At 34.8% G+C, this 14228-nt stretch carries 11 protein-coding genes; 7 read left to right on the forward strand and 4 right to left on the reverse strand.

The genetic code is table 11. The features are described 5' to 3' along the window. Positions 1 to 362: 362 nt before the first annotated feature. From BMY39_RS11370 to aldA, 6 genes are all read left to right on the forward strand, one after another. Positions 363 to 2468 (forward strand): bifunctional aldolase/short-chain dehydrogenase, encoded by a 2106-nt coding sequence (locus BMY39_RS11370; protein WP_177176595.1) that lies wholly within the window; start codon positions 363 to 365, stop codon positions 2466 to 2468. A gap of 101 nt (positions 2469 to 2569) precedes the next feature. Then, a complete protein-coding gene (locus BMY39_RS11375) occupies positions 2570 to 3850 on the forward strand; it encodes a sugar isomerase (protein WP_092579719.1) in 1281 nt (426 codons plus the stop codon). Positions 3851 to 3858: 8 nt separating this feature from the next. Further along, the gene (locus BMY39_RS11380) at positions 3859 to 5235 is read left to right on the forward strand and encodes an FGGY-family carbohydrate kinase (RefSeq protein WP_092579721.1); all 1377 of its coding nucleotides are present in this window, start codon (positions 3859 to 3861) and stop codon (positions 5233 to 5235) included. A 63-nt stretch (positions 5236 to 5298) separates the two neighbouring features. Beyond that, the gene (locus BMY39_RS11385) at positions 5299 to 6588 is read left to right on the forward strand and encodes a class II aldolase/adducin family protein (RefSeq protein WP_092579723.1); all 1290 of its coding nucleotides are present in this window, start codon (positions 5299 to 5301) and stop codon (positions 6586 to 6588) included. A gap of 15 nt (positions 6589 to 6603) precedes the next feature. Continuing rightward, positions 6604 to 7746: an alpha-hydroxy acid oxidase gene (locus tag BMY39_RS11390; RefSeq protein ID WP_394333964.1), complete on the forward strand. Its 1143-nt coding sequence runs from the start codon at positions 6604 to 6606 to the stop codon at positions 7744 to 7746. Positions 7747 to 7795: 49 nt separating this feature from the next. Beyond that, entirely contained in the window at positions 7796 to 9235 is a 1440-nt protein-coding gene (gene aldA, locus BMY39_RS11395) for an aldehyde dehydrogenase (protein WP_092579727.1), read from the forward strand. An 82-nt stretch (positions 9236 to 9317) separates the two neighbouring features. Here the strand turns inward: aldA and BMY39_RS11400 are convergent, their stop codons facing one another. From BMY39_RS11400 to BMY39_RS11415, 4 genes are all read right to left on the reverse strand, one after another. Next, entirely contained in the window at positions 9318 to 10094 is a 777-nt protein-coding gene (locus BMY39_RS11400; protein WP_092579729.1) for a carboxylesterase family protein, read from the reverse strand. Positions 10095 to 10180: 86 nt separating this feature from the next. Next, a complete protein-coding gene (locus tag BMY39_RS11405) occupies positions 10181 to 10759 on the reverse strand; it encodes a LutC/YkgG family protein (RefSeq protein WP_177176596.1) in 579 nt (192 codons plus the stop codon). After that, complete coding sequence (locus BMY39_RS11410; RefSeq protein ID WP_092579733.1) at positions 10752 to 12119, reverse strand: lactate utilization protein B; 1368 nt, start codon at positions 12117 to 12119, stop codon at positions 10752 to 10754. The genes BMY39_RS11405 and BMY39_RS11410 overlap by 8 nt, the downstream gene beginning before the upstream one ends. Positions 12120 to 12121: 2 nt before the next feature. Further along, on the reverse strand, positions 12122 to 12874 hold the full coding sequence (locus BMY39_RS11415; protein ID WP_092579735.1) for a (Fe-S)-binding protein: 753 nt from the start codon (positions 12872 to 12874) through the stop codon (positions 12122 to 12124). A gap of 254 nt (positions 12875 to 13128) precedes the next feature. On the opposite strand from BMY39_RS11415, the gene rhaT reads away from it, so the two are divergent. After that, positions 13129 to 14181 carry an L-rhamnose/proton symporter RhaT gene (gene rhaT / locus BMY39_RS11420; protein WP_092579737.1) on the forward strand — a complete coding sequence of 351 codons (1053 nt, stop codon included), beginning with the start codon at positions 13129 to 13131 and terminating at the stop codon, positions 14179 to 14181. Positions 14182 to 14228 lie beyond the last annotated feature (47 nt).

Consider the following 14228-nt stretch of genomic DNA (forward strand, 5'->3'; position numbering starts at 1 on the left):
TTGAGTCGCTTTAGTTACTACTTTTGAGTGAAATTTTATTGGTTCAAATTTATCTTTTGTATATGTGTTAGGCATCCTGCGTTGTCCTGTATTAATTTTTAAACATATTTATGCTTTTACTCTAAATATTTTCATTTTAAGTATAGTAAGCAGCATCTTTTTTTTGAAATAAAAAAAATAATGGAGTTTTTTTAAAGACTCAATTTTTTTGTTGTAAGTTATTGTAAAAGAACATCATAATTAGTTTTTACAAATAAAAACCATATTTTTAAGAACAATTTTCCCCTTTACGGTATAGTACAGGATACAAAAGTTTATTTTCAAATATATTTTTGAATCATTAATTCATTTCAATTTTCAATATGAAGGACATCATCAAAACATTTAAATACGTTGATTATCTATGGGACGATGCCAAGGCAGATGCATTGGGCGATGACCAAGTCGAATTATTTTTATACAGATCAAATATATTAGGCGCCGATTTAAGAATTACTAATTATGGTGGAGGTAATACCAGCTGTAAAACTTTAGAGACCGACCCTTTAACTAACGAACAAGTTGAGGTAATGTGGGTAAAAGGTTCTGGAGGAGATATCGGAACACTAACTAGATCTGGTATTGCAGGCTTGTATACAAAACGCCTTAGAGACTTAAAAAATGTATACCAAGGGCTTCATGATGAAGATCGTATGGTGGGACTTTTTAATCATTGTATTTATGATTTAAATAGTAAAGCGCCTTCAATTGATACACCTTTGCATGGTTTATTACCATTTGCACACATAGATCACTTACATCCTGATGCCTTAATTGCTGTTGCGGCAGCTCAAGACAGCGAGAAAGTAACCAAGGAAATTTGGGGAGATACTATGGGTTGGGTGCCATGGCAAAAACCAGGTTTTGATTTAGGTTTACAGTTAGAAAAATGTTTAGCTGATAATCCTGGTATTAGAGGTATTGTTTTAGGAAGCCATGGTTTATTTACATGGGGTGATACTTCATATGAATGTTATATGAATAGTTTAGAAGTTATTGAAATGGCTTCAGATTATATAACTAAGAAGATTGAATCTGGTGGACCAGTTTTTGGAGGACAAAAAGTAGAGAGCTTGCCAAAAGAAGAGCGCTTGGAGAAAGCAGCGCAACTAATGCCACTGCTTAGAGGCTTGTGTTCTTCTGAAAATAGAATGATTGGTCATTTCTCAGATTCTGATGTGGTGATGGAATACATTAATAGTAACGATTTGGAGCGTTTAGCGCCAATGGGAACTTCTTGTCCAGATCACTTTTTAAGAACAAAAATTCAACCATTAGTTCTAAGCTTAGATAAAAATGAAGATTTGTCTGATGCTGATGCCATTTTGAAAAAATTAGAGCCAGCATTTGAAGCATATCGTCAAGAATATGTAGATTATTATAATACTTGTAAAAAAGATAATAGTCCAGCTATTCGTGATGCAAATCCTGTAATTATTATTTATCCAGGAGTTGGTATGTTTAGCTTTGCAAAAAATAAACAAACAACACGCGTTGCCAGTGAATTCTATATTAATGCGATAAATGTAATGCGTGGTGCTGAAGCAATTTCCGCATATACCTCATTACCAAGACAAGAAGCTTTTGATATTGAATACTGGTTATTAGAGGAAGCGAAGTTACAGCGCATGCCAAAAGAGAAACCGTTATCTCGTAAAATTGCATTAATCACAGGTGCAGGCGGAGGCATTGGTAAAGCGATTGCTGATAAATTGGCGGCAGAAGGTGCTAATGTAGTATTAACAGATATTAATGAAGAATCTTTAGTTGAGGCAAATGGGACTTATGCAAGAGACGTATCTACATATGCAGTTTGTGATGTAACGAATACTGATTCTATTGCAAGTGCTTACAAAAAAGCTTGTATAGAATTTGGTGGTGTTGATATCATTGTTCACAGTGCGGGATTAGCTATTTCAAAGCCATTAGAGGATACAACGGATAAAGATTGGAATATCCTTCAGGGTATTTTAGTTAAAGGTCAGTTTGATTTAGCAAAACAATTTGCAGCTATTGCACGCAAGCAAGGACTTGGTGGTGATTATATTGCCATCGCAAGTAAAAATGGGTTAGTTGCAGGACCAAATAATGTGGCATATGGTACTGCAAAGGCAGCTCAACAACACATGGTACGTTTATTGGCTGCCGAATTAGCAAAAGATAAAATACGAGTGAATACAGTAAATCCTGATGGAGTTATTGTAGGTAGTAAAATTTGGGAAGGCGCATGGGCCGAAGGTCGTGCAAAAGCCAATGGTATTACCGTTGAAGAATTACCGGCGTTTTATGCTAAAAGAAATTTATTGCATGAAATCATAACTCCAGACGATATTGCAAATGGCGTATTCTCACTAGTAGGAATACTAGATAAATCAACAGGAAATATAATAAATGTTGATGGAGGAATGGCAAATGCCTTTGTTAGATAATATATAGTAAATAGTTGTTTAATTAGTTTAGTTTGAAAATGAAAACTTCCATAGATAACGATGATTTATGGAAGTTTCTTTTCTTAAAGAATATTTAATTCATGAAAATACAGCAAGAACAAATTTCCAGTTACAATAAGCAAGGGTTAAAAACTCATACCGAAAGCTTTGATTTTTTAGCGAATAGATTAAGTAGTACAGGCCATGATGTAAACCATATAATCTCTAAGTTAGCTGATTTTCAGGTAGCCATTCCGAGTTGGGCCTTAGGAGCAGGTGGAACACGTTTTGGACGTTTTGGGTTCTACGGTGAGCCATCAAATTTAGAAGAGAAAATTGATGATATTGGTATATTACACAGTTTAACTCAAACTGCAGGAGCGGTATCACTGCATATTCCATGGGATATTCCATCAGATTACAACGCCATAAAAGAAAAGGCAGATGCTTTAAATATAAAGTTTGATGCAGTAAACTCTAACACGTTCCAAGATCAAAAAGATGCTAAAGAAACCTATAAATACGGTTCTTTAAGCAATACGAGTAAAGCGGTAAGAGAGCAAGCCATACAGCATAATTTAGATGTTATTAAAATTGGAGATAAATTGGGCTCTAAAGCATTAACCGTTTGGTTGGCAGATGGCTCATGTTTCCCAGGACAGAATAACTTCCAGACTGCATTTCAAAACACTCAGGATAGTTTAATAGATATCTATAAGGGTTTACCAAACGATTGGAGCATGCTAGTAGAGTACAAGCCTTACGAGCCAAACTTTTACAGTACAGTAATCCAAGATTGGGGAGCATCTTTAATGTTAGCCAACGGTTGTGGAGACAAAGCATACACACTAGTAGATTTAGGACACCATTTACCAAATTCAAACATAGAGCAAATTGTATCTATTTTACAATTAAAAGGTAAGTTAGGTGGTTTCCACTTTAACGATAGCAAGTATGGAGATGATGATTTAACGGTAGGAAGTATTAAGCCTTATGCATTATTCTTAATATTTAACGAATTAGTTTATGGTATGCAAAACAATCCACAAAATCCAGATTTAGCGTGGATGATTGATGCGAGCCATAATGTAAAAGATCCTTTAGAAGATTTAATCCAATCTTTAGAAGCCATTCAAGAGGCATATGCCAAAGCGATGTTGATTGATCAAAATGCTTTAAAGGCAGCACAAATCGATAATGATGTTGTGAAATGTCAAGAAATATTGCAAGGCGCTTATAGAACAGATATTAGGCCTTTATTAGAAAAAGCACGTTTAAATTCGGGAGGAGCTTTAAGCCCGATAAACGCATATCGTGAGTTAAATGTAAGAAAGAGCTTAATAGCAGAAAGAGGCAAGCATACTGTAGCAACCGGTTTATAACCATCATAATGAAACAAAAAGTAACCGCTGTTTTTGACATTGGAAAGACGAATAAAAAATTCTTTCTATTTGACAAAGACTTTAAAGAAGTACACAAGGAATATATTTCATTCGAAGAAATAGAAGATGAAGATGGGCATCCAACAGAAAATCTTCCTGCCCTAAAAAAATGGTTAAAGAAAGTTTTTGATCGCATATTAGAAAAAAAGAAATTCACTGTTGAAGCTATAAATTTCTCAACATATGGTGCTAGTTTTGTACATATAGACGTTAACGGCAAACCTTTAACGCCACTTTATAATTACACAAAACCATTACCTAAGAGTATAGTAGATTCATTTTTTGAGAAGTATGGCCCAAAGGAAGAGTTTCTAAAAACTACGGGGTGTGTAGATTTAAGTATGCTTAACTCAGGACTTCAATTATATTGGTTAAAAAATACGCAACCAGAAATATTTTCTAAAATTAAGTACTCGTTGCACTTACCACAATATCTAAGTTACGTTTTTACAGGAATTCCTTTAAGTGAGTATACCAGTATTGGTTGTCATACAGCCCTCTGGGATTTTGGTAAGAAGGATTATCATGACTGGGTTTACAAAGAAGGATTAAATAAGATATTACCACCAATAGTTTCGACTGAAACGAGTATTAATATGAATTACAATGGTAATCGTATAAAAATTGGTGTTGGTATTCATGATAGTTCTGCAGCTTTATTACCGTATGTAAGAAGTATAAAGAAAAAGTTTGTTTTAGTATCTACAGGTACTTGGAGTATAGTATTTAACCCATTTGCAGGAGACCAAACGTTAGATGAGGCATACAATAGCGATACGCTTAATTATATGCGTATTAATGGTAGGCCAGTAAAAGCCACCCGCGTGTTTTTAGGAAATGAATACAAATTACAGGTAGAAAAATTAAATAAGCACTTTGGTGTAAATGATGAGTACCATCGCACGGTAAGTTTTAATTATGATACTTATCTAGAAATCATGAAGGATTTTAAACATTGTTTTAAATGGGAAAGCATCACTGATGAAAATATGCCCAAAACAACTGCTTTCTCTTTTGATAAGTACGAACACGCCTACCATCAATTAATGACAGAGCTTGTGCTGTTACAAATAAAGTGTATAAAACATGCACTAGGTAACGATAGCATTGCCCGCATATATGTAGATGGTGGTTTTAGTAACAATGATATTTACATTAAGCTGCTGTCTCATAATTTCAACAACAAAAAGTTAAGCACAACGGATGCATCTCTTGGTTCAGCTTTAGGTGCGGCTATTTCAATTTCAGATAAAAAACTGAATTCTAAATTTTTAAAACAAAATTATGCTCTTAAAAAGCATGTGCCTTTTATAGTAAATGGTTAATGCAAATGCATATCATTACAATAAGGTAAAACTAATTATAAACGTATTTCCAAATCAAAAAAAATGTCTAAAAACATTAAATTAATTCATCCAAGAGATCAGATTACAGAGATTATCAGTAGAGTTTATAAACGAGGTATGACCACAACTTCTGGCGGCAATATTTCTATAATAGACGAGCAAGGCGATATTTGGGTAACACCATCAGCAATAGATAAAGGGTCTTTAAGAGCATCGGATATCATATGTGTAAAAAAGGACGGTACAGTAATAGGTAAACATAAACCTTCATCCGAGTTTCCGTTTCACAAGGCCATATACGAAGCAAGACCAGATATTAAGTCTGTTATTCATGCGCACCCACCAGCATTGGTGTCATTCAGTATCGTTCGTCAAATACCAAATACAAATATTATTTCTCAAGCCAAACATATTTGTGGACCTATAGGCTATGCCAAATATAGATTGCCTGGTAGCGAAGATTTGGGTGATGTTATTGCCGATGAGTTCAAAAAAGGCTACAAAGCAGTTATTATGGAGAATCACGGTACCGTTTTAGGAGGTAGCGATTTAACGGATGCCTATGAGCGTTTTGAAGCTTTAGAATTTTGTGCAAGAACTATTATTTATGGAGCGCAAATAGGTAACCCGAAATATCTGACAGATGATCAAATTAACGAATTTGAGTCTCAAGCCATAGGTATTCTACCAGAAATGGAAACTACTAACTATTCTTCAGATGAAGTTGAAAAGCGTCTAGAAATCTGTAAAATAGTACAACGTTCTTGCCAACAAGGTCTGATGGTGGGTTCATATGGAACAGTATCTATGCGTTGGAAAGGCAACGATTTTTTAATCACACCAACTAATGTTAATAGATGGGATTTAGATTTAGATGATATTGTGCAAATTAAAGATGGTCATAGAGAAGCTGGAAAAATTCCAAGTAGAGCTACTTGGATACATCAGGAAATTTACAACCGTAATCCAAAAGTAAACTCAATTATCATGACACAATCTCCATATTTAATGGCTTTTGGCGTTACTGGAGAATATCTTAATGTAAGAACTATTCCTGAAAGCTGGATATTTTTACAGGATATAAACTTTGTTGAATATGGTAATCATTTTAGAAAAAATAACAATTCAGAAATTGTAGATAATTGTCCAACAGCATTAATTATTGAAAATGATTCTGTAATCGTAACAGGAGATAAACTGCTTCAAACTTTTGATTACTTAGAAGTAGCAGAATTTAGTGCTAAATCTATCGTGTTAGGTAGCTCATTAGGTGAAATGGTGCCTATTAATGATGATCAGGTAGAAGATTTAAGAGAAAAATTCTTAACGTAAAACATTTTTATTGCTATGAAATTTGATACACGTTACCCTTCAATTGATGATTTAAGAACGAGAGCTCAAAAAAAAATACCAAAATTCGCATTTGAATATTTGGACGGTGGATGTAACGAAGATGTAAATCTAATACGGAACACGGCAGAACTTAGAGAGGTTCAGCTCAAACCCAATTATTTAAGAAAGCACCATGGGTCATCTTTAAAAACCCAATTATTCGGAATTGAATATGATGCCCCTTTCGGAATTGCTCCAGTTGGTTTGCAAGGGTTAATGTGGCCTAATTCGCCTGAAATTTTAGCAAAAGCAGCTTTTGAGCATAACATTCCGTTCATCCTTAGTACGGTAACAACCACGAGTATAGAACGTGCAGCTGAATTAACCGAAGGTAAGGCATGGTTTCAATTATATCACCCAACGGAGGATAGCCTTAGAGATGATATTATAAAAAGAGCAGAAACGGCAGAATGTCCAGTTTTAGTTATTTTATGTGATGTCCCAAGCTTTGGTTTCAGACCAAGAGATATTAGAAACGGTTTAGCCATGCCACCAAAAATGAACCTGACGAATATTTTACAAGCCTTTGGTAGACCACATTGGAGCTTACAAACCCTAAAGCACGGTATTCCTAACTTTGCAAATTTATTACCATACATGCCTAAGAATCTAGATTTGAAACAACTAGGTAAGTTTATGGATCAAACCTTTTCTGGTAGGCTAAATGAAGATAAAATTAAGCCAATTAGAGATATGTGGAAAGGTAAGTTGGTTTTGAAAGGTGTGGCTTCTGAGTATGATGCAGAACAAGCAATACGCTTAGGTTTAGACGGTATTATAGTTTCTAACCATGGAGGAAGACAGCTAGATGCAGGAGAGTCTACAATAAAACCACTAACAACAATTGCTGCAAAGTATGGCGACCAAATAGAGGTTATGATGGATAGCGGTATTCGTTCTGGGCCTGATGTGGCGAGAGCTATGGCAAGTGGAGCAAAATTTACCTTTATGGGACGCTCTTTTATGTATGGTGTATCGGCGCTTGGAAATAAAGGTGGTGACCATACAATTTCTTTATTGAAAACGGAATTACAACAGGTTATGGAACAGTTGTGTTGTGAGAAAACAACAGATTTTCCAGATCATTTAATAAAATAGATTTAAAATCTAGACAACATTCTAAATACTAACTAAACTTTAACACATCATGAAGCATTATAAACAATTTATAAATGGCCAATTTGTAGACTCAAAAGCGACCTCTGTCATAGAAATTTTAAATCCTTGTACGGAAGAAGTGATTAGTACCATTTCTACCGGTACCGTAGAAGATGCAAACAATGCTTTGGAAGCGGCACAAACTGCCCAACCAGCTTGGGAAGCTTTACCAGCAATTCAAAGAGCTGCATATTTGCATAAAATGGCAGATGTTATTAGAGAAAACAGAGTGTTTTTGGCAGAAACATTGTCTAGAGAACAGGCAAAGGTTATTGGTTTAGCACAAGTTGAAATTGATGTAACAGCTGATTATTTTGATTACAATGCAGGTTGGGCAAGACGTATAGAAGGAGAGATTATTCAGAGTGATAGAGAAAAAGAGCATATCTATTTGCATAAAGTGCCAATTGGTGTAGCTGTTGGTATTTGCCCATGGAATTTCCCGTTTTTTGTAATGGCACGTAAAGTAGCAGCATCTTTAATTACTGGGAATACATGTGTTATAAAACCAAGTTCTGAAGCACCAAATACCATTATGGAGTTTGCAGACCTTATTCAAAAAATAAAATTACCAGCAGGTGTTTTAAATTTTGTTTGTGGCGCTGGGAGAACAGTTGGAAATGCACTTTCAAAAAGTCCAATTACAGGTATTATTAGTTTAACTGGTAGCGTTGGTGCAGGGCAAAAGGTAATTAGTGCAGCTGCAGAGAATATTACAAAAGTATCTCTAGAATTAGGAGGAAAGGCGCCTGCAATAGTTTGTGCAGATGCTAATATGGAACTAGCACTTAACTCTATTGTATCTTCAAAAGTTATTTTTAGTGGGCAGGTATGTAACTGTGCAGAACGTGTATATGTTGAAGATAGCATTTACGACGAATTTGTAGATAAGCTAACTAAGAAAATGAGCGAAGTTACGATTGAAGACGCTATCACAGGAACTAATGCTGATATGAGTAGTTTGGTGTCTAAAGATCAGTTGGACAAAATTACAGAAATGGTAGAGTTTGCTAAAAAAGAAGGAGCAGAAGTGCTTGTTGGAGGCGGTAGACCAGATAAATTTGATAGAGGATACTTTTATGAACCAACAGTAATAACAGGATGTAGTCAGGATAGTCAAATTATCCAAGAAGAAGTTTTTGGTCCTGTATTGCCGGTAATGAAGTTTAATACTTTGGATGAAGCTATTGCGATGTCTAATGATACAGAGTTTGGTTTAACCTCATCGATATTTTCAGAAAACTTTAATAACATTATGAAGGCTACTAATGGTTTGCATTTCGGTGAAACCTATGTTAATAGAGAGCATTTTGAAGCGATTCAAGGGTTTCATGCAGGATGGAAAAAGTCTGGTGTAGGAGGAGCTGATGGTAAATATGGTATGGAAGAATATTTACATACAAAAGTAGTTTACGCTAAATACTATTAATAAGTTATTTTAATTCATAAAAAAAGCTCAGCTATTTTAAATAGCTGAGCTTTTTTGTTTTTGATAATAATATTAGTGCTTCTTATTTATTCGAAAAGTTAAGCATCCAATCAACACATTCAACGTGGCTAAATAGCATTTTATTTCCTTGTGGGTGGTTGGCACCAGGAAATGCAATATACTTTACATTTTTATTACCAGTGGCTTTTAAAAGGTCAGTCATTTTTTTTGCAGAAGCTACGTTTTTACCATCTTCTGCACCCACCATTCCAAAAACAGGAAAATTATCAAGTTTATCAAAATTGTCATTTTCGGAAACACCACTAAAGCCACCAAGTCCAGCAGCTGCAAATCGTTCTGGAGATTGCTGTATCCATTCCCAAGTGCCTTTGCCTCCCATACTGTGACCTATCAAATAAATACGGCTTTGGTCTATTTGATTTTTATAGGTCTCAAGTATATAATCTAACATGACGTTGAGTGTTTTAGTATCCCATTTCTCAAAAGAGTTAGGTTCTAAAAGGATTAAATCTTTACCAGCTAATTCAGCCAGAGAAAGTCCTTTTACTTTTGAAGAACGTTTTAGTTGCTCTTCAATGCTCCATGATTTTCCGCCACCGCCATGTAATGCTATAAGAAGCGGTAGTTTGCCTTCAGTTTCCTTTTTTGGGAAAGCGATAAAAGCGGTCTTTTTTAAGTTTCCTAATTTCGGTTGTAAGTCTTCAGGCCAGTGTAAAAGGCTTACTTCCATGTTTTTGAAAGAGTTATTAATATCCTTAAGTGTCTTTTCTATATCTGGTGTTTGCTGAAAACTGGTTAGCAAAAGAAGGGTAAATATGCTTAGAGCTAGATTTTTCATTATTTAGAAGTTTTAATTAATTTTTTTAATATTACTGACAATTTCATTTGGAAATATTTATACTATTCAGTTTCTATTGAAAAATTTTATAACAATATAACAGTCAAACTCATAGCACCATGAGCACCTACTACAAGGCACTGTTCAATATCTGCTGTTTTAGAAGGGCCTGATATAAAAACACCAAAATCTCTATCTCTTTTAGAGATACTATCGTATGCCTCTAGCATGTGTAGGCAAATATTACGCTTCTCTAGAATAATAACTAAATCATTAGTAATAAAAGGAAGTGCACGCACCAAGCTATTGCTTGCCGTTATCCAAATGGCTCCATTTTCAGAGACACCAAGTTTTCCTTCAATAATGGCTAAATCAATATGTTCTAGTGTGTGCGGATTGGTATCCTTATTAATTATAACGTTACCTAAGTTAGATTTAGTTGTAGTTGAGACAATACTTGATTTATCTGGATAATGTTCCATGATTTTAGAATCGATCCCGTCAGTGCTAATTTCAAAAATCTGTCCACCAACTAAAACTAAATTGTTCTTAAAAGTTTTTACTAAATCAATGTCTTCCTGAAAAGCAGATGTATCAATTTCTGGCAATGGTAGTAATTCAGGTTTATTCTCTTTTACTGATTTTAGTATCGCTTCTCTACCCATTTTTGTTTCTTTTTTTATACCAATCATCAAAATTTTCATTTTTAATTTCCGGTAAATCCCGTGCTTTTCCCCAAGCATTTAACTTGTTGTAAATCATAAATCTTGGTGCATATTTTAGTGCGAATCTAGCGGATTTCCCTGCCATTTTATATAGCTTAGGTTTTGATAAAACTAAACCAGCAGTTTTCAAAATAGATGTTTTTACAATGGGTTGCTTTTCTTCTTTAACTATAATTTGTCGCCATTTATATAGCTGTTCGTGTATGTTGATTTTCACAGGGCATACATTTGAGCAAGAGCCGCATAACGTAGATGCAAATGGCAATGAGCTGTATTTTTTCAAATCCTTTCCAGGGGAGAGGATAGAACCTATAGGTCCAGGAATGGTATAATCATAGCTATGTCCACCACTTCTTCTATAAATAGGACAAGTGTTCATGCAGGCACCACATCGAATACAGTGCAAAGATGCTCTAAAATCCTCTCTACTTAATTGTTCTGTCCTGCCATTATCAACAATAACAATATGCATTTCTTTGCCATCTTCTGCTTTATTGAAATGTGAAGAATAAGTAGTAATCGGCTGGCCTGTAGCGCTTCTAGCTAATAGCCTTAAAAACACACCTAAATGTTTTTCTTTTGGGATAACCTTTTCAATACCCATGCAGGCTATATGTGCTTTTGCTAAATGTACACCCATATCGGCATTTCCTTCGTTTGTGCATACTACAACACCGCCAGTATCGGCTACTGCAAAATTTACCCCTGTTATGGCGACATCTGCATTTAGGAATTTGTCTCTTAAATGCTTTCTGGCTTCACCAACTAAATATTCAGGATTGCCTTTACTAGGTTTTGTTCCCAAATGCTTTTGAAACAGGACGTCAACGTCTTCTTTTGTTTTATGTATCGCTGGAAGCACAATATGACTTGGAGGTTCTTCTGCCAATTGTACGATGCGTTCACCTAAATCTGTATCAACAACTTCAATACCTTTTGCTTCCAAAAATGGGTTCAAATGGCATTCTTCCGTAAGCATTGATTTACTTTTAACTACTTTTTTGGCTTTGTGTTTTTCAAGAATGGAATTAATAATAGTATTATGTTCTTCAGCATTTGATGCCCAGTGTACATGAATACCATTCTTTTGAGCGTTAGATTCAAATTGAACTAAATATTCGTCCAAGTTTGAAAGCACATTAGCTTTAATTTCTGAGCCTAATTGTCTCAAATATTCCCAACCCTCAACATTATGTGCAGACTTATCTCTTTTTTCTCTAACATACCATAATGCTTTATCATGCCAGTTAACTTTTGACTCATCTTTATTGAATTCTGTGGCTTTGGTTGCGTGACTCATAATTATAAACTGCTGTTTAGTATTTCTGCTATATGCATCACCTTTAAAGGTTGTTTATTTCTATTAATGATTCCTTCCATATGCATTAAGCAAGAATGGTCAGCTCCTGTAACTACTTCAACACTACTATCTAAATGATCTTGTACGCGATCTTTACCCATTTTGGCTGAAATGGCTTCTTCAAAAACAGAAAATGTGCCTCCAAAACCACAGCACTCATCTTTTCTGTTTAAAGTCATGAGTTCAAGACCTTTTACGTTATTCAACAAATCTTCTTCGGTAGAAAAATGTTCGCTCTTTACTTCAGAGCACGATCCTAGTTTGAGTCCTCTTAGGCCGTGGCAGCTTTTATGTAAACCTACTTTATAAGGAAAAGAAGCCCCTAAGTCTGTAATTCCAAGAACTTTTACTATGAACTCACAGAGTTCAAACGCATTATCTCGAACTCTTTTTACTTCAGGTGTTTGTTCTAAAATATCGAAATGATGTTTTACATGATAGATACAGCTTCCCGAAGGGCCAACGATGTAATCATATGTCTTAAAATTCTCAACAAATAAATTGCATATCCCTTTTGAATCTTGTTCGTATCCAGAGTTACCCAAAGGCTGTCCGCAACAGGTTTGGTCTTTAGGATAATAAACGTCAACACCTAATTTTTCTAGAAGTTCAAGTGTTGCAATACCTACTTGTGGATATAGTTGATTAACGTAACAGGGTATAAATAACCCTACTTTTACAGTACTATTAGTCATTTAGTTTGGTGAAGTTTTGGTTAGTTAAAATTATCTTAAATTATGTTAAAAACTGTCCTGTTCTGACCTGTTTAAAATCATGAAAATAGATTATAATATGGATCTAGTTATAAGTTATATTTTTTTAATAAAATTTTAGGTTCAGCTAATAAACAGTACAGTACAGGATAGAGTACTTCTATTCAAAGTTTATTTTCGTTAAACGACTAAATTTTATACATCAAACGATTTGTTAAAAAACTAAATACTAAATTATGCAAGCACTATTAGGAGTTATATTTCATTCGTTAGGAGGAATTGCCTCGGGTAGTTTTTATATGCCGTTTAACAAAGTTAAAGGTTGGGCATGGGAAAGCTATTGGATAATTGGTGGTTTAATGTCTTGGTTAATTGTACCTCCTTTAGCTGCCTATTTAACCGTTCCTGGATTTTTAGATATTATAGCGGCTGGCTCTAGTGCTATTGTTGGTTTTACCTTTTTAATGGGGTTGCTTTGGGGTGTAGGCGGCTTAACTTATGGTCTAGGAGTGCGCTATTTAGGAATGTCTTTAGGTAATTCGGTTGTTTTAGGATTTTGTGCAGCTTTTGGAGCTATTGTGCCTTCAATATACTATAATTTTAATCCTCAGGAAGGAAAAGTATCCTTTACAGAAATGTTGAGTTCCTTTGGCGGACAACTAGTGCTATTAGGTGTTTTGGTGTGTTTAATTGGTATTGGGCTCTCTGGTAGAGCAGGTATGTTGAAAGAAAAAGAACTTTCTGACGAAGAAAAAAAGGCAAGTGTTTTAGAATTTAATCTTGTAAAAGGTTTAATCGTTGCCGTGCTTTCAGGAATTTTAAGTTCTTTTTTTAGTTTTGGTATTGAATCAGGAAAGCCTTTAGCAGATGCCGCTGTGGAAGCAGGGTATGATCATTTATTTGCTAATAATGTAACCTTTGTGGTTATTCTATGGGGAGGTTTGGTAACCAATTTGGTTTGGACAACCATACTAAGTATTAAAAATAAAGCGTATAAAGATTTTACAAATAAAAGTACACCAATCCTAAACAACATACTATTTTCATCATTGGCAGGAACCATTTGGTTTCTTCAGTTCTTCTTTTATGGTATGGGCGAAAGTAAATTAGGTAGTGGTGCAAGTTCATGGATTTTGCATATGTCTACCATTATTTTAACAGCAAATTTTTGGGGTATTTACCGTAAAGAATGGAAAGGTGTTGCCAAAAAAACAAAATTGACGATAACAGCAGGTATTATAGTTATTCTATTATCTGTTGTATTAGTTGGAATCGGGAATTCTATCTAAGGTATTTTAGGATACTCTAGCATGGATACGTCCCTCGTTATGCTCTT

Source organism: Hyunsoonleella jejuensis (assembly GCF_900111025.1).
Classification (GTDB): Bacteria; Bacteroidota; Bacteroidia; order Flavobacteriales; family Flavobacteriaceae; genus Jejuia; species Jejuia jejuensis.

What these genes read in the sequence shown, in the direction of transcription:
- BMY39_RS11400 (WP_092579729.1), bottom strand. Translation starts at nt 10,094, where the DNA reads ATGAAAAATCTAGCTCTAAGCATATTTACCCTTCTTTTGCTAACCAGT.
- BMY39_RS11380 (WP_092579721.1), top strand. Translation starts at nt 3,859, where the DNA reads ATGAAACAAAAAGTAACCGCTGTTTTTGACATTGGAAAGACGAATAAA.
- BMY39_RS11370 (WP_177176595.1), top strand. Translation starts at nt 363, where the DNA reads ATGAAGGACATCATCAAAACATTTAAATACGTTGATTATCTATGGGAC.
- BMY39_RS11390 (WP_394333964.1), top strand. Translation starts at nt 6,604, where the DNA reads ATGAAATTTGATACACGTTACCCTTCAATTGATGATTTAAGAACGAGA.
- aldA (WP_092579727.1), top strand. Translation starts at nt 7,796, where the DNA reads ATGAAGCATTATAAACAATTTATAAATGGCCAATTTGTAGACTCAAAA.
- rhaT (WP_092579737.1), top strand. Translation starts at nt 13,129, where the DNA reads ATGCAAGCACTATTAGGAGTTATATTTCATTCGTTAGGAGGAATTGCC.
- BMY39_RS11375 (WP_092579719.1), top strand. Translation starts at nt 2,570, where the DNA reads ATGAAAATACAGCAAGAACAAATTTCCAGTTACAATAAGCAAGGGTTA.
- BMY39_RS11410 (WP_092579733.1), bottom strand. Translation starts at nt 12,119, where the DNA reads ATGAGTCACGCAACCAAAGCCACAGAATTCAATAAAGATGAGTCAAAA.
- BMY39_RS11385 (WP_092579723.1), top strand. Translation starts at nt 5,299, where the DNA reads ATGTCTAAAAACATTAAATTAATTCATCCAAGAGATCAGATTACAGAG.
- BMY39_RS11415 (WP_092579735.1), bottom strand. Translation starts at nt 12,874, where the DNA reads ATGACTAATAGTACTGTAAAAGTAGGGTTATTTATACCCTGTTACGTT.
- BMY39_RS11405 (WP_177176596.1), bottom strand. Translation starts at nt 10,759, where the DNA reads ATGGGTAGAGAAGCGATACTAAAATCAGTAAAAGAGAATAAACCTGAA.